Genomic DNA, 14,971 nt, shown 5'->3' on the forward strand with positions numbered 1-14,971 from the left:
GGATGGGGGCCAGGTGCCGGGCGCTGCGTGTGAGCGCTAGTCGATCCGGTGGACCGGGTCGCTGTTCTGCGAGAACTCCTTGGCCCAGCGGTAGTCCGGCTTGCCGCTCGGCGCTCGAACGACCTCGACGGCGATCCAGAAGGAACGCGGAATCTTGTAGCCGGCAAGCTGAGTGCGGGTGTGTTTTTCGATGGAATCGAAATCCGGTTCCACGCCATCGCGGACGCGGAGCACCGCCGCCACCCGATTGCCCCACCGCTCGTCGGCAATACCGATCACTGTTGCGTCGTAGATGTCGGGATGGGCCTTCACCACTGCTTCGACCTCTTCCACGAAGACTTTCTCCCCGCCGGTGTTGACCACCATGTTTCCCCGGCCGAGGAGAGTGACCGAGCCGTCGTCCTCGATTCGCGCTCGATCTCCGGTCACGACTGCTCGCGCGCCGTTCACCTCTCGGAATATCTCGGCCGACTTCACCGGATCGTTGTAGTAGCCGAGTGGGACGTTGCCGAGTTTCGCCAACCATCCTTCGGCGCCCGAACCCGGCTCCAACACACGGTTGTCGTCGTCGACGACGACCGTGAATCTGTTGGCGCCCACCTTGGGTCCTCCACGCTGCTCGAGCCCTTTGGTTGCGAATCCGATTCCGCCGAAGCCTGTTTCGGACGATCCGACCGAATCGGAGATCATCAGATTCGGAAAGACGTCGAAGAACGCGTCTTTGACCGATCCGGAGAAGAGCGCAGCGCCGGAGGCGAGTACAGCCAGGCTCGACGCATCCGGTTGCAATTCGTGATGGGCTTCGACCAGTGGGCGGCCCATGGCGTCGCCGGTGATGACCATGACCTGCGGCCGATATTCGGCGACGACCTTCCAGACTTGTGCCGCATCGAATTTCGGTTCGAAGATGACGGTGTTTCCGGAGAACAGAGCGTTGAACGTCGGCATCAGAGCCGAAGTGTGGATCAGCGGTGGAAGCATGCACCACCGCATCGGTTCGGCTGCCGCGGCGCCACCGCGCGACTGCTGGTACTCGTCGGCGATCGGCTCACCCGAGTAGAAGTCGTAACCGCCGGCCAGCACGCGCCAGATGTCTTCCTGCCGCCAGACGACACCTTTAGGTCGTCCGGTTGTTCCGCCGGTGTAGAGAACGTAGACGTCGTCGCCGGAACGCTCGGGAAATGCATGTTCACCTGCGCGAAGCGGGGATTGGTTGCCGAGCGCATCGGCGTACGCCATTGCCGCCGGAATCGACGGTTCGTTCCCGAGAGCGAGTTCGTCCGGCACCTCGATCACGTACTTGACCCGCGGTGCCGACACCAAGGCACCGGCAACCCGCTCAGCGAAACCACGATGGAAAACCAACGCCTCGAGATCCGCGTTCTCGTACAGGTAGACCAATTCGTCGCTCGTGTAGCGGTAGTTCACCGTGATGGGAACGCCGCGGATCTTGAACGCCGCGAGGACAGCAACCATCGCCTCGATCGAGTTGTGCAGCTGAATACCGATGTGCGAACCAACACCTAACCCGACTGACTGGAAGTAGTGCGCCAATCGGTTGGCCCGCTCGTCCAGCTCACGGTATGTCACCTCCTCGCCGGAAACGATCAGTGCGAGGCGATCGGGCATCGCATCGACGGAATGCTCGAACAGGTCTGCGAACGTGTAGGCCATAGGTTGAGTCCTTCGGTTTCGGCCGGTCAGACGACGAACAGAGGCAAGGGAATTCCGCGATCTTCGAATACGAAGGCCGCGCCGGTACTGACCTTCGTAATGGCGACTTCGACGCATTCCGGAGCGGGAGCTTCGGTGATGTCCACGGTCAGAAGGAGCCCCGCGGCATCTTCGGCCAGCACTCTCACGGTGAAATGCGGATTCACTCCGCGAACCAAAGCCTGGAGGGGATCGAGGTGCTCGCTGCCGAGCAAGGTCGGCCAACCGCCGTCGCGGTCGACAAGAGCGTCTCGCGAGATCCACAGCTCCAGAGCACCGCCGTCCGGTCGGATCTCGCTCTCCACATACTGCTTCGGATTCAGCAAGGGGTGTACGGACAGGACCAATGCCAACGATTCCAGAGTCGAAGGAAGCCCGAGCGCATCTCGAATACGCTGTGCCGCAACTCCCGCGATTCCGGTCAATTGCTTTCGCGTGATCTCGCGCGCCTTGTCTTCGTCGGCGCGGCGGCGAACCGCTGCCAGAAAGCCCAACGCCAACAGATGATGCTGCACGCAGATCTCCTCTGCGATACGAACCAAGGCTGATCGCGAGAAGTCGGAAAACCTCAGGTCCGACAACAACGGACCCGAGTAGTCCGCCCGACCGTCCCCGCCATGATCGATGGGGCTCAGCTCGACCGTCACCGCGGCGGTGCGTCCGATCTGCTCGGTGTGCGCGGTCATCACGGGCGGCGTGTGCGACGGGTCGATGGCAACGGTCCAGGCGCAGTGCGGATGTCGGTCCGCGGGCCTGCGCGGTGGTCGGTGAATCGGACGGATCTGGGCGTGTGGGTTGGTCGCGATGGCCGTCGCATCGAAAGTCGGATCCTCGATGTCGTGACACATCGAGGTCACGAACTCATCGCCCAACGGCTCGACGTCCATGAGTGCTCCACAATGATCGAGCCAGAATTCACCGTGCAGCGGATCGTCGACCCGGTATCGAAAGTCCATGAACTGTGGCGGAGCACCGATGTCGAGTTGTAGCCCTTTGAAGATCGTCACGACGTCGTCGCCCTCGTATCCGAGGGCCTTCTGCATGCGGCGGGTGTACCAGGGGCTGGCCGATTCCCACTCCTCGACGGCCACCTGCGCCATACCCTCGCGTCCGAACTCGACGATCAGATGCGCCATGCCCGAGCGATCGATCAGCTGCCCACACAGGAGCAACTCGGGCACCAACACGGCAAGGTCGCGCTGCGAGAGTGTCTCGAAGGAATCGCGCACGGTCATCGGACTCACCACAGCGGGACCGGCGCGGTGCCCACCGGATACCAGCCCGGTAGCGGGTCGCCCGAGATCGATCGCTGGATCCGGCCCTGCATCCCCTTCGAGAGAGCATTGTTGCCGATCATCTCCATGAACAACGCCGACACGTTCCCGAAGTCGAAGAAGTCACGCTGCCAAGACCATTGGAAGTCCCCGCCGTAGCGGAACCAACTACCGCCGATACCGTAGACGGAGTAGTTGCTACCGTCCTCGCGCTTGGCGTCGGAAATCTGCTTCCACAAGCCGATCACGTTTCCGCTACGTTCGTCGATCACAAACTCTTGATACGGATACTCCCAGCCTTCGAGGCCCTTCATCTCGAGACCGAGCGCGACTTCACGAATCTCCTCGCGCCCCACCGCCATGAAATCCTGCTTGGGACCGTAGTTCCACCCGTACGTGGCGTCCTCGGCGTACATGTCCGCCAACGGTTTCCAATCACCGGCGGCTTCGGCCTTCTTGTTCGCCTCGATCCAGCGTTGGACCATCTCGTCGAGCTCTGCGCGGTCGAAACCCGTCATCTGAACTTCCTCCCTCGAGCACATGAATTCGCTGACATCAATCGACAATCCGCTGCAATCAGTCGACAATCCTCAGGGCGCCGGTCGGGCAGTACCTGACCGCCATCTCGGCTTCACCGCGGAGCGACTCGGGTGGGTCCGGGTCCAGAAGACTGACCTTCCCCCGCTTCGGGACGACAAAGATCTCCGGTGCCTCGAGCTCGCACGCCGCATGGCCCTGGCACAGGTCGAGGTCGACTTCGACGTGCATGATCACCCCTCACGCCCGGGACGTGTTCGGCGCCGGTACCTCACCGCGCACGGCTGCTGCAACTGGACGACCATCTTGCTGTGGTCGTTTCGGTAGGACTCCGACGGCTGCGTCATCTCGAACTCGAAGTCCCGCAGCAGGATCGAGAAGATCGCCTTGAGCTGCATCTGAGCGAACGCGGCGCCGACACAGCGATGCCGGCCGGCTCCGAACGGAATCCACGTCCAGCGGTTGACGATGTCCTCTTGATTCGGGTCGATGTACCTCCCGGGATCGAAGGTGTCCGGTCGCGGGAAGTCCTCGGCGATTCGATTGGAGATCGCGGGTGTCGCGGCGACAAGATGGCCTTCTCGGATCTCGAAGCCGCCCACTTCGAAATCTCCACGTGCCACCCGCAACAGGATGATCAACGGCGGATGCAGTCGAAGGGTTTCCTTGACCACAGCCTCGAGAACCGGAATCTGGCGCAGGGCGTGAAAACTGATGTCGGCGCCGTCGGAGTACAGATTGTCGAGTTCGTCGACGACGTCCGTCATGGTGTCGGGATGCCGCAACATCTCGATCAGCGACCACGCTGCCGTGCCGGAAGTCGTGTGGTGGCCGGCGAACATCATCGAGATGAAGATGCCGGTGATCTCGTCGGCACTGAACCGGAGGTCGCCGTTCTCGTCCTTGACCGACACCAACACGTCCAGCATGTCGCGGTCCTCCTTGCCCTGCGGAGGATTCGCGATGCGGCCGTTCATGATGTCCTGTACCAGAGCGACCAACGCCAACCGTGCCTCGTCGCGGCGGCGGAAACTCTCGATCGGCGCGTACGGATCCACGAAAGCCAATGCATCGGTTCCCTGTTCGAGCTCGTGATACAGCTTGGCGAAACTGTCGTCCAGTTCGTCGCGGAACTTCTTGCCGATCAGGCACGCCGACGAGGTGTAGATGGTCAGCTCGGCGAAGAAGTCGAGCAGATCGATCTCGCCTTCGTCTCCCCACTGCGCGACCATCGCCTCGACCTCGCGGCCGATCGTGGCGGCGTGCCCACGCATCTGTTCGCCGCGCAGAGCCGAGTTGTGGAGCATCTCCTTTCGCCGCTCCGGACTGGCATCGAAAACGACGCCTTCACCGAAGATCGGCTTCATGAAGGGGTATGCAGCTTGTTGGTCGAGATCCTCGTCGGTGGAACGGAAGAAGAACTCGTTTGCCTCGGCTCCGGACAGCAAGATCACAGTGCGATCGGCAAGTTGAAAGGCGCCGACGTCACCGCATTCTTCGCGCACCCGGCGCATGAGCGCTATCGGGTCGGTTCTCAGTTCCTCGAGATGCCCGTGCGGGAGATCCCCGCCGGACACCCGCGGCGGCTCGGGCAGTGTTCGCGACGTCTCCTGCACTCCGTGCGTCATGTCGTCTCCTGTGAGTTCGCAGTGGGAAGTTTGTCCAGTGGTGCCTCGGGCTGAACTTCGACGAGCACGATGTGTGCTCCTCGCGGCGCCGACACGACGGCGACGATGGCATTGGCGATGTCCGAGGCGCGCAGAAAGTAACCGTGTCGGGCGAACCCCCACTTACTCCACGATTCCCCGACCGGTCCGATGATCTCCGGCGTCGTGTCCATTCCCATGCCGGTCAGTGTCGGCCCGGGTCGCACGATCGACGCGCGAATGCCGGTTCCCTCGAGCTCCATTCGCATCTGGCGCCCCATTGCTTCGAGCCCGGCCTTGGCTGCGTCATAAGCACCCATGAGTGGACGCTGGCGCTCGGCACAATCCGAGCCGATCAGTACGAAGTCACCGCGCTGTCGTTGCCTCATACCTGGGAGTACGCGATGCGCCAATCGCTGCGCACCAACGAGGTGGACTTGGATCTGCCGTAGAAACGCCTCGGGATCCATCTCGTCCGCAGCCCCGAATTCGAGATCACCGGCCCCGGAGACGACGATTTCGGCGGGACCGTGCACTGCCTCTGCGGCCGAGACGAATCCGTCGACCGAATCACCGTCCGTGACGTCGAGGAAGTGGGCGAACGCTTCACCACCATTGCTGCGGATCTTCTCGGCGATGGCTTCGCATTCGGTGACTCGACGCGCACCGAGCGCAACCGGATGCCCGAGTTCGGCCAAGGCATACGCGGTAGCAGTGCCGATTCCCGACGACGCACCACTGATCAGTGCCGGCCGGCGAACCGGATTGGGTTCGAAACGAGGCATCAGCGCACCTGCACTTTCACCGGCAGGGCCGCAAAGCCCCGGACGTTTGTCGAATGAACACGCTCGATTCCGGACTCGTCGACTTCGTAGTCGCTGACCCGACGCCCGAACTCCGCCAGGGCGATCTTGGCTTCGAGCTTGGCAAGGTGGGCACCCAGACAGAAGTGCACGCCACCACCGAAACTCGCGAGTTTTCCCGACGAACTCCGGCCGATCTGGAAGCTGTCGGCATCCTCGAAGACGTCGGCGTCTCGGTTGGCCGATCCGATCAGGAGCAGAACCTTCTCCCCCGCCGGAATGGTGCGCCCGTGGTACTCGAGGTCGACGACCGAAGTCCGAGCCACGATCTGGCTCGACGTGTCGTAGCGAAGAGTCTCTTCCACCCATTCCGAGGCTCGTTCGGGATCGTCGAGAACCGGTGTGATCTGCTCCCGATGGTGAGAACCCCAGTACAGCGCGTTTCCGAGAAGCTTGGTCGTGGTCTCGTTTCCGGCCACGACCATCAAAAACATGAATCCGAGGATCTCCTGGTCCGAGAGTTTGTCTCCGTCGATCTCGGCGTCGAGCAAGGCCGAGGTCAGGTCGTCCGTCCGCGATCGGCGCCGCTGCGCAATCATCTCCTTGTAGTAGCCCATCAAACTGATCGAAGCCTCCACCGCAGGTTGCGGCACGTCGAGAACACCTGCCTCTCGATGCACCACCAGATCCGCCTTGCGCCGCAGTTCGGCTCGGTCCGGTTCGGGGACACCCATGAGTTCGGAGATGACGTCCATCGGCAGCTTTCCCGCCACCTCCGTAATCCAGTCGAACTCCCCCGCGCCCAGCGCAGGTACCAGATGTTGCTTCGTGAGTTCGAGTATCCGACCGTCGAGCTCCGCGACCCGCCGCGGTGTGAATCCGCGAGAAACCAACTGGCGCAACCGCATATGGCGGGGGTCGTCCATCGCGAGAAACGACATCACATAATGCGCGTGTGGACCGTAGGCTGCGGGGTCGAGCGATACCCCGTTTGCGCTCGAGAGACGCTTGTTGTCCTTGAATCCGTCGACCACGTCCGTATATCGCGACAACGCCCAAAAGCCCACGTCCGGATTGTGATACAGCGGTGATTCCTCGCGCAGACGCTTGTACGTCGGATACGGATCGTCGTGAAAGTGGTAGTCGTACGGATTGAAGACCACCGGATCGATCAAAGCTTCTGTCATGATTTCTCCAGGATCAGTAGAGCTGAGGCCTCGAGGCGTCCAGCGATTTGCGCGTAGGTTCCGTAGCCGATCCCTGCGCGCAGAAGCGCCCCGGCATACAGCATTTCGAGCGCTTCCAACACTTCAGGCTCGCCGTCAGGATCCAACGCCGAAGCAAGTCGTTGATGGATCTCGAGTCCGATCCGGCCGCGAAGATGTTCCACTTCCGGATCGGAGCCGAGCAGTGCATTGGTCACGGCAGCCGATACCTCCGGTTCGTCCGCGAGAAGCAGCGCGATATTTCGAAGTACAGAGAGCACGTGCGCGGTGCGATCCAACCCTGAGCCGTCAGGCGCCGACGAGTTCTGAAGTCTTCGCCAGAAGACCTCTGCGACCAGATGCTCCTTGGACGCGAAATACGTGTAGGCGGTCGCAGTTCCTACACCCGCTTCGGCCGCAACCGAACGGACAGTCAGTCCGGAAAACTCTTGTTCGCGTAGAACTTTCACTGTCGCTTCGGCAAGCCTGGCCACAGTTTCCGCTTGTTTGCCCGTGAGGCGCCTGCGAGTGGATTCGTAGACAATCGATCCCCCGCTACCTGAATCGCCCCGTTGGCTGGACACGTGTCTGGACGTTACTACAGCGGCCTGTCCAGGGCAACGAAATGGGGAAACTTCGAAAATTCACCACGAACAGGCAGGCGTGACGCGAAAAGTTCTACTACAGAACGATCTTCATTCCGGCACCAGCGTCCACGCGCAGTTGCTGGCCGGTGACGAATCGCGACTCGTCCGACGACAAGTACACGACCGCATGCGAGATGTCCGCGGGCTCGACCCACGGGGTCGGCATCGCCTGCATGAAGGGGAACGTCACTGCCGCATCCTCGACGGTCGGATTCTCGAGGTCGGGACGGAACGTCCGGTACATCGGCATGCTCTGCAACATGTCGGTGTTCACGTTGGTCGGATGGATCGCATTGACGCGAATGGAACTCGGCCCGAGGGTCAGTGCCAACGAACTGGTATAGGCCTGAATCAGCTTCTTGGCCAGGCCGTATCCGTCGCCGCCCGGACCCTGGAGCGCCTGCTGCCCGTTGAATCCGGTCTGCGGCACCAGACCGGCAACAGAGCCGATCGCGATGATCGAACCCCCTTCGCCGAGGTAGTCCATCGATGCATGCACTGTGTTGACGACACCGAGAAAGTTCACATCGAACGCGTCGACGAAACCGGCAGTCGACACGTGCTTGCCGAGCGGACAGATACCGGCGTTCGCCACGACGACATGCAATCCGCCTAACTGCCCTACTGCCTCGGCAAGTGCTGTTTCGAGACCGGCGCGATCACGGACGTCGACACGCGCTGTCACCACCTGCCGCCCGGCCTCTTTCACCAGTCGAGCCGTTTCCTCCAGATCGGCTGGACTGGCGAGCGGATATTCGTTGCTGGCGATGTCTGCGCACAGATCGAAGGCGATGACGTGCGCGCCCTCCTGTGCGAGATGGACGGCATGACTGCGCCCCTGACCTCGAGCAGCACCGGTCACCAGCACCACTTTTCCGTCAACTCTGTTCATTTCGACCTCTCTCCCGTGGATGTGAAGGCGTGGTTGTGAATGTGCGGTGAACCGTAGCGGCGCCACACCAGGCACGAATCGATTTTCACCGAAGTAGATCCAGAGACCCTCTCGAAATCTCTTATGCCCCAGAAACCATTGCCTCAACCACGAGTGTGAACTAGAGTCCAGACACATGTCCAGAAAGAGAGGGTTTGCGTTATGACGCTTCGACCCGCAGACAGTTCTGCACTTCTCGTCGACGGAAAGCTGGTTCCCGGATCCGGTGGAACCTTCGAAGTTTTCAACCCGGCCACCGAGGAACTGATCGGCCGCGCTGCCGAAGGGACCGCCGCGGATATGGACGCGGCCATCGCCGCTGCGCGCCGTGCGTTCGACGACACCGAATGGGCACGCGATCACGGATTTCGCGCTCGCTGCCTACGCCAACTGTGCGACGCACTCCAGTCTCACATCGAGGAGCTGCGCGAGATCACCGTCGCCGAGGTGGGCGCACCCGTCATGCTGACGAGCGGTCCACAACTCGAAGGCCCGATCGAAGATCTTCGCTACTGGGCTGACCTGATCGAAACCTATTCCTGGGAACAAGATCTCGGGCACGCGTCACCGATGGGGATTCCGACTCATCGCCGACTGCTCAAGGAAGCGGTCGGCGTCGTCGGCGCAATCACACCGTGGAACTTTCCGCACCAGATCAATTTCGCCAAACTCGGTCCTGCCCTCGCGGCCGGCAACACCATCGTTCTCAAACCCGCGCCGGACACGCCCTGGTGCGCCGCGCTGGTCGCCAAGGTCATTGCCGAAGAAACCGAGATCCCGGCCGGCGTCGTCAACGTGGTGACGTCGACGGATCACTCTCTCGGCGCCCAGCTGTGCAGCGATCCGCGCGTCGATCTCGTGTCCTTCACCGGTTCCACCGCCACCGGACGCACGGTGATGGCCACGGCCGCGCAAACCCTCAAGAAGGTCTTCCTCGAACTCGGGGGCAAGTCCGCATTCATCGTCCTCGACGACGCGGACATCAAGGGCGCATGCTCGGTTGCCGCGTTCTCCGTCTGCGTTCATGCCGGTCAGGGATGCGCGCTCAGTACCAGACTTCTGGTGCCGCACGCTCGGTACGAAGATGCTCTGGCCGCGGCCTCCGCCGCGATGGCGGGTATCCGAGCCGGTGACCCCAGCGCGCGCGGAACGGTATGTGGTCCGGTCATCTCGGCGCGCCAGCGCGCCAGGGTGGAGAGCTACCTCTCCCTCGCGGTCGAAGAGGGCGGCACGATCGTGACGGGTGGTGGCCGTCCAGACGATCACGAGCGCGGTTTCTTCGTCGAGCCCACTCTCGTTGCCGGGCTGGACAACTCGTCTCGCGTAGCGCAGGAGGAGATTTTCGGTCCCGTTCTCGTGATCATTCCGTACGACAGCGACGACGACGCAATCCGAATTGCCAACGACTCCCCCTACGGCCTGTCCGGCTCGGTATGGGGCACCGATCCCGATCGCGTCGCGCACGTCGTTGCCGGTGTCAGAACCGGAACGCTGAGCGTCAACGGCGGCGTCTGGTATTCGGCCGACGCACCGTTCGGCGGCTACAAGCAATCCGGGATCGGCCGCGAAATGGGCCTCGCGGGTTTCGAGGAATACCTCGAAACCAAGCTCGTCGCTTCACCTTCCTGACATTCCACATCCTCACCACAGGATCATCACCACGAAAGTAGGTCGACATGGGACGTTTCGACGGTCGCACCGCGATAGTCACCGGAGCAGCGCAGGGTATCGGAGAGGCGTATGCCCGGGCTCTGGCCGCGGAGGGGGCCAACGTGGTGGTCGCCGACCTCAATTGCGAACTGGGCGAAGCTGTCGCCAAGCAGATCACCGCGGACGGAGGACGAGCGGTCTTCAAGGACGTCGACGTTGCCGACGGGGAGTCGACTGCGGCACTTGCCGACTTCACGATCGAGCACTTCGGCAGCATCGAGCATCTGGTGAACAACGCTGCCATCTACGGCGGAATGAAGATCGACTCGCTGTTGACCGTCGACTGGGACTACTACCGAAAGTTCATGAGCGTCAACATGGACGGCGCGTTGCACGTGTGCCGGGCGGTCGTACCTCACATGCGGGAGAAGGGTGGCTCGATCGTCAACCAATCCTCCACGGCGGCGTGGCTGTACTCGAACTACTACGGACTCGCCAAAGCCGGAGTCAACAGCCTGACTCAACAACTCGCGACCGAACTCGGCTGGTCGAACATCCGGATCAACGCCATCGCTCCCGGTCCCATCGACACGGAGGCGACTCGAACCGTCACCCCCGGAAATATCGTCAAGGACATGGTCAAACGAATCCCGCTGCAGCGCATGGGTACGCCGGAGGATCTCGTCGGCATGTGCCTGTTCCTTCTCTCCGACGACGCAGGCTGGGTGACCGGGCAGATCTTCAACGTCGACGGCGGCCAGGTGTACCGATCATGACGGATTCGGCGCCCAAAGCCGGCCCTTCGAAACCCAGACTGGGGTACATCGGTTTGGGCAACATGGGTGCGCCCATGGCGACGCGCCTCCTGGACTGGCCGGGCGGACTGGTGGTGTGTGATGCCCGCGCAGAAGCCCTCGAGCCGTTCACCAGTGCGGGCGCGAGTGGAGCATCGACGCCCGCCGACGTTGCAGCGCAGGCGAGAATCATCTCCGTCACGGTGCTCGACGACGCGCAGGTGCGCGAGGTTGTAGGCGGGCCGCACGGCATCCTGTCGACCGCACAGCCAGGCACTGTCGTCGCAATTCACTCCACCATCTCGGACACCACGGCGGTGGAACTCGCTGGTATCTGTCGACAGCGTGGCGTTCTGCTGGTCGACGCACCGATCAGTGGCGGCGCCGGCGGCGCAGCGCAGGGAAGGCTGGCCGTGATGATCGGCGGCTCCGACGAGGCGTTCGAGGCCGTCCGCGAGCCCTTCGGATCCTGGGCCGAGCTGGTGGTTCACGCCGGTGACGTCGGCGCGGGAACGCGAATGAAGCTCGCACGCAACCTTCTTCACTTCGTCTCGTTCACCGCCACGACCGAGGCCGCGCGACTCGCCGAAGCAGCAGGACTCGATCTCCGCACGCTCGGAAAGGTCGTCAGGCACACCGATGCGATCACCGGCGGCGCGGGCGCGATCATGCTCCGCGACACCACCGCACCGGTCTCGGAGGACGACCCGTGGTTCTCGATACTGCGGCATGTTCGAAATCTCGGGGAGAAGGACCTGGCCTTGGCCATCGACCTCGGTGATCGGCTGGATCTCGACCTGCCGCTCGCGCACCTTGCGCTCGCCGGACTCGGTGCCGGTCTGGGCGTCGAGAATGACAGAGAAGACAGGCTCGCCGAGCCTTCACCGGCATCTACGGCGTCCACTACACGGGAGCACGCATGACCGAGACCACTCACACGACCGACACCAATGGAACGGGCGGAAGCCGCGTCTCCGAGACCCGCGCTCGCGGCGTAGCGAAGATGAACGAGGTGTACGGCTGGGAACTCCCCGCCGACGTTCCCGGCGACTTCTTCGCCGTGACCGCCGATCACCTCTTCGCCGACATCTGGACGCGGCCGGGCCTGTCGGTGCGCGATCGGAGACTGCTGCTGATCGGTGCCATCACAGCCCAGGGGCAGAGCGATGTGGCAAAGATCCAGATCAACGCTGCTCTTCACAACGAGGAGTTGACCGAGCAACAATTCGAGGAGGCCGCGATCTTCCTGTGCCACTACGTCGGCTGGCCCCTGGCGACCGGCCTCAACAATGCGCTGATCGCCGTGAAGGCCGACAGACGTAAAGCCGCGCGCGCCAAGGAGAAGGCCGCGGCCGATTCCGCGAAAACGGACACCGACTGACTTTCGGTCGAGATACTGCAATCAGGGCATCGATCACACCTACCGATTCCCCCACCAACCAACCAGAAGAACGAAGGATCCGAATCCATGGCCGAGGCCAGCTCAATCCGTCCGCAGTCCGCCGCAAGCATCGAGCAGTGGCACTTCGAGGCTGACGTCGTCGTCGCCGGCTACGGCATTGCCGGAGTGAGTGCTTCGATCGAGGCGGCGCGAGCGGGCGCCGACGTGTTGGTGCTCGAGCGCACGAGCGGCTGGGGCGGCGCTGCGGCGCTGGCAGGCGGATTCATCTATCTGGGTGGCGGAACCCCGCTCCAACAGGCACTCGGGTTCGAGGACTCCCCTGCCAACATGAAATCGTTCATGATGGCCGCGCTCGGCCCCGGCGCCGACGAGGAGAAGATCACCGACTACTGCGAGGGCAGCGTCGAACACTACAACTGGCTCGTCGACAACGGCGTGCCGTTCAAGGAGAGTTTCTACGGCCAACCCGGGTGGGAAACGCCCTTCGACGACGGTCTCATGTATTCCGGCGGCGAGAACTCGGCACCGTTCAACACGATCGCGACACCGGCCCCTCGCGGACACGTTCCGCAGATGAGCGGCAAGCGTACCGGCGAGAAGGGCGGCGGCTTCATGTTGATGAAGCCGTTGATCGAGACGGCCGAAAGCCTCGGCGTACGAGCAGAATACGACATGCGAGTGCAGCGACTGGTCGTCGACGGCGATCGAGTAGTCGGCATCATCGCCAAGCAGTACGGCAAGGAAGTGGCGGTTCGAGCACGCACGGGTGTCGTGCTGGCGACGGGAAGCTTCGCCTACAACGAAGCGATGATCCAGTCGTACGCCCCACGGCTGATCGGGCGCCCCGGTGCGGCTATCGAAGAGCACGACGGCAAGGCGATCCAGATGGCCCAGGCTCTCGGGGCGGACCTCGCACACATGGACGCAACCGAGGTCGCATTCTTCGGCGACCCCCAGTTGATGATCCGCGGCATTCTCGTCAACGGACGCGGCCAGCGCTACGTCAACGAGGACACGTACCCGGGAAGAATCGGGCAGGAGACGCTGTTGCGCAACGAGAATCAGGCCTACCTGATCATCGACGAAGCCTCCTACGAAGAGGGCTGCGCCGCCGACAGTTCCACACCGTTCTTCAGATTCCAGCCCAAGTGGGTGGCCGAGACCGTCGAGGAACTCGAATCCGACATGGGCCTGCCGGAAGGCACACTTCAGTCGACCGTCGAGGTCTACAACCGCCACGCCGCCCGTGGTGAAGACCCCGTGCTCGGCAAGAAGAAGGAGTGGGTCAAGCCGATCGGCTCACCCGTCGCTGCGCTCGACCTTCGCAACTTCACCGCAGGATTCACGCTCGGCGGTCTGCGCACGTCGATCAACTCGGAGGTCATGCACGTCTCCGGCGAACCGATCCCGGGTCTGTTTGCCGCTGGACGCTGCACCGCCGGTGTCTGCGCCGGCGGGTATGCCTCCGGAACGTCCCTCGGTGACGGCAGCTTCTACGGGCGACGCGCCGGAATCAGCGCTGCCAAGGGCTGAGCGTCTCTTCTCAAAGCTCAGCGTCCTCGCTGCGACGTTCGAGGAACAACGTGTCACGCCACCTGCCACCGAGTTGAGCGATACGCGACCGAGTGCCGACGACTCGGAATCCGACGGCCTGATGCAAAGCGACGCTTGCCCGGTTCTCCGGGAAGATCGACGACTGCACCGTCCAGATCTCGCTGGCGTCGGCAGCTTGCACCTGTCGGCGAAGCAGCAGCTTGCCCACGCCGCGCCCGCGAGCGCCGCTACCGATGTAGATAGAGTTCTCGGCGACCCCGCGGTAGCAGTCTCGCGAGGACACCGGGCTCAGGCTCGCCCAGCCTTCGACGCGGCCGTCGATCTCCGCGACCCATCGATGATCAGGTAACCATTGCGCGTCGAGCTTCTCGGCGGACGGCACCGAGGTGGTGAACGTCGCGGTTCCGGTGTCGATTCCTTCGCGGTAGATCGAGCGCACGGCATCCCAGTCGTCGGATTCCATGCGGCGCAGCACCACGTCGTCGGGAAGAACTCCCAGTGTGTCTTCGACCGGACCACGCGCAGCCACGACGGCGGCGGCTGCCATCAGATCGGAGTATGCCGTTCCGGCAACACTGACAACCGAGGTGCCTTCGCGCACCGAAGCCTCGACGAAACCGACCTCGATCAAGGCCTCGAGGTGCGCACTCAGCGTCGACGGCTCGAGTGATGCGGCGTGTGCAATCGTGTCGACGTCGATCGGACCGCCGGCAGCAAGTCGGAGCACTCGCAGCCGCGTCGGATCACCCAGGCACGCGAACCGGCGCGCAAGTACATCGGTGTCGAGGGGTGCGAGTGTTTCTGAACTCATACCG

General features: G+C 62.8%; 15 protein-coding genes. 5 read left to right on the forward strand and 10 right to left on the reverse strand.

All coding sequences use genetic code 11. The annotated features are described in order from the left end of the window. Positions 1-36: 36 nt before the first annotated feature. The 9 genes from I7X09_RS28540 to I7X09_RS28580 all read right to left on the reverse strand — a co-directional run bounded on the left by I7X09_RS28540 (position 37) and on the right by I7X09_RS28580 (position 8,717). The gene (locus I7X09_RS28540) at positions 37-1,674 is read right to left on the reverse strand and encodes an acyl-CoA synthetase (RefSeq protein ID WP_200314832.1); all 1,638 of its coding nucleotides are present in this window, start codon (positions 1,672-1,674) and stop codon (positions 37-39) included. Positions 1,675-1,700: 26 nt separating this feature from the next. Beyond that, positions 1,701-2,948 carry a hypothetical protein gene (locus I7X09_RS28545; RefSeq protein WP_200314834.1) on the reverse strand — a complete coding sequence of 416 codons (1,248 nt, stop codon included), beginning with the start codon at positions 2,946-2,948 and terminating at the stop codon, positions 1,701-1,703. A 5-nt stretch (positions 2,949-2,953) separates the two neighbouring features. Continuing rightward, entirely contained in the window at positions 2,954-3,505 is a 552-nt protein-coding gene (locus tag I7X09_RS28550) for a nuclear transport factor 2 family protein (RefSeq protein ID WP_095973306.1), read from the reverse strand. A 58-nt stretch (positions 3,506-3,563) separates the two neighbouring features. Then, positions 3,564-3,755, reverse strand: coding sequence for a ferredoxin (locus I7X09_RS28555; RefSeq protein WP_095973305.1), 192 nt, complete (start codon positions 3,753-3,755; stop codon positions 3,564-3,566). A 2-nt stretch (positions 3,756-3,757) separates the two neighbouring features. Next, positions 3,758-5,152: a cytochrome P450 gene (locus tag I7X09_RS28560; protein ID WP_124569836.1), complete on the reverse strand. Its 1,395-nt coding sequence runs from the start codon at positions 5,150-5,152 to the stop codon at positions 3,758-3,760. After that, positions 5,149-5,955, reverse strand: coding sequence for an SDR family oxidoreductase (locus I7X09_RS28565; RefSeq protein ID WP_200314836.1), 807 nt, complete (start codon positions 5,953-5,955; stop codon positions 5,149-5,151). The genes I7X09_RS28560 and I7X09_RS28565 overlap by 4 nt, the downstream gene beginning before the upstream one ends. Then, positions 5,955-7,160, reverse strand: a complete 1,206-nt coding sequence (locus I7X09_RS28570) for a cytochrome P450 (RefSeq protein ID WP_124569837.1) — start codon at positions 7,158-7,160, stop codon at positions 5,955-5,957. The genes I7X09_RS28565 and I7X09_RS28570 overlap by 1 nt, the downstream gene beginning before the upstream one ends. Further along, positions 7,157-7,723: a TetR/AcrR family transcriptional regulator gene (locus I7X09_RS28575; protein ID WP_095973308.1), complete on the reverse strand. Its 567-nt coding sequence runs from the start codon at positions 7,721-7,723 to the stop codon at positions 7,157-7,159. Before I7X09_RS28575 ends, I7X09_RS28570 begins: the two co-directional genes overlap by 4 nt. Before the next feature lie 136 nt (positions 7,724-7,859). Continuing rightward, complete coding sequence (locus I7X09_RS28580; RefSeq protein WP_200314838.1) at positions 7,860-8,717, reverse strand: mycofactocin-coupled SDR family oxidoreductase; 858 nt, start codon at positions 8,715-8,717, stop codon at positions 7,860-7,862. A gap of 201 nt (positions 8,718-8,918) precedes the next feature. On the opposite strand from I7X09_RS28580, the gene I7X09_RS28585 reads away from it, so the two are divergent. The 5 genes from I7X09_RS28585 (at position 8,919) to I7X09_RS28605 (ending at position 14,135) form a co-directional block, all read left to right on the forward strand. Next, entirely contained in the window at positions 8,919-10,385 is a 1,467-nt protein-coding gene (locus I7X09_RS28585; RefSeq protein WP_166812346.1) for an aldehyde dehydrogenase, read from the forward strand. Between the two features lie 47 nt (positions 10,386-10,432). Continuing rightward, the gene (locus I7X09_RS28590; RefSeq protein ID WP_200314840.1) at positions 10,433-11,182 is read left to right on the forward strand and encodes an SDR family oxidoreductase; all 750 of its coding nucleotides are present in this window, start codon (positions 10,433-10,435) and stop codon (positions 11,180-11,182) included. Next, the gene (locus I7X09_RS28595; protein WP_200314842.1) at positions 11,179-12,123 is read left to right on the forward strand and encodes an NAD(P)-dependent oxidoreductase; all 945 of its coding nucleotides are present in this window, start codon (positions 11,179-11,181) and stop codon (positions 12,121-12,123) included. Before I7X09_RS28590 ends, I7X09_RS28595 begins: the two co-directional genes overlap by 4 nt. Continuing rightward, positions 12,120-12,581, forward strand: coding sequence for a carboxymuconolactone decarboxylase family protein (locus I7X09_RS28600; protein WP_095973295.1), 462 nt, complete (start codon positions 12,120-12,122; stop codon positions 12,579-12,581). The genes I7X09_RS28595 and I7X09_RS28600 overlap by 4 nt, the downstream gene beginning before the upstream one ends. 87 nt (positions 12,582-12,668) lie before the next feature. Further along, a complete protein-coding gene (locus I7X09_RS28605) occupies positions 12,669-14,135 on the forward strand; it encodes an FAD-dependent oxidoreductase (RefSeq protein ID WP_095973296.1) in 1,467 nt (488 codons plus the stop codon). Between the two features lie 10 nt (positions 14,136-14,145). On the opposite strand, the gene I7X09_RS28610 is transcribed toward I7X09_RS28605, so the two are convergent. Then, on the reverse strand, positions 14,146-14,967 hold the full coding sequence (locus tag I7X09_RS28610; protein ID WP_095973297.1) for a helix-turn-helix domain-containing GNAT family N-acetyltransferase: 822 nt from the start codon (positions 14,965-14,967) through the stop codon (positions 14,146-14,148). Positions 14,968-14,971: the final 4 nt, after the last annotated feature.

The organism is Rhodococcus sp. P-2, assembly GCF_016598535.1.
Lineage (GTDB): Bacteria > Actinomycetota > Actinomycetes > Mycobacteriales > Mycobacteriaceae > Rhodococcus_F > Rhodococcus_F baikonurensis.

What these genes read in the sequence shown, in the direction of transcription:
- I7X09_RS28605 (WP_095973296.1), top strand. Translation starts at nt 12,669, where the DNA reads ATGGCCGAGGCCAGCTCAATCCGTCCGCAGTCCGCCGCAAGCATCGAG.
- I7X09_RS28550 (WP_095973306.1), bottom strand. Translation starts at nt 3,505, where the DNA reads ATGACGGGTTTCGACCGCGCAGAGCTCGACGAGATGGTCCAACGCTGG.
- I7X09_RS28610 (WP_095973297.1), bottom strand. Translation starts at nt 14,967, where the DNA reads ATGAGTTCAGAAACACTCGCACCCCTCGACACCGATGTACTTGCGCGC.
- I7X09_RS28595 (WP_200314842.1), top strand. Translation starts at nt 11,179, where the DNA reads ATGACGGATTCGGCGCCCAAAGCCGGCCCTTCGAAACCCAGACTGGGG.
- I7X09_RS28570 (WP_124569837.1), bottom strand. Translation starts at nt 7,160, where the DNA reads ATGACAGAAGCTTTGATCGATCCGGTGGTCTTCAATCCGTACGACTAC.
- I7X09_RS28555 (WP_095973305.1), bottom strand. Translation starts at nt 3,755, where the DNA reads ATGCACGTCGAAGTCGACCTCGACCTGTGCCAGGGCCATGCGGCGTGC.
- I7X09_RS28600 (WP_095973295.1), top strand. Translation starts at nt 12,120, where the DNA reads ATGACCGAGACCACTCACACGACCGACACCAATGGAACGGGCGGAAGC.
- I7X09_RS28545 (WP_200314834.1), bottom strand. Translation starts at nt 2,948, where the DNA reads ATGACCGTGCGCGATTCCTTCGAGACACTCTCGCAGCGCGACCTTGCC.
- I7X09_RS28540 (WP_200314832.1), bottom strand. Translation starts at nt 1,674, where the DNA reads ATGGCCTACACGTTCGCAGACCTGTTCGAGCATTCCGTCGATGCGATG.
- I7X09_RS28560 (WP_124569836.1), bottom strand. Translation starts at nt 5,152, where the DNA reads ATGACGCACGGAGTGCAGGAGACGTCGCGAACACTGCCCGAGCCGCCG.
- I7X09_RS28565 (WP_200314836.1), bottom strand. Translation starts at nt 5,955, where the DNA reads ATGCCTCGTTTCGAACCCAATCCGGTTCGCCGGCCGGCACTGATCAGT.
- I7X09_RS28590 (WP_200314840.1), top strand. Translation starts at nt 10,433, where the DNA reads ATGGGACGTTTCGACGGTCGCACCGCGATAGTCACCGGAGCAGCGCAG.
- I7X09_RS28585 (WP_166812346.1), top strand. Translation starts at nt 8,919, where the DNA reads ATGACGCTTCGACCCGCAGACAGTTCTGCACTTCTCGTCGACGGAAAG.
- I7X09_RS28580 (WP_200314838.1), bottom strand. Translation starts at nt 8,717, where the DNA reads ATGAACAGAGTTGACGGAAAAGTGGTGCTGGTGACCGGTGCTGCTCGA.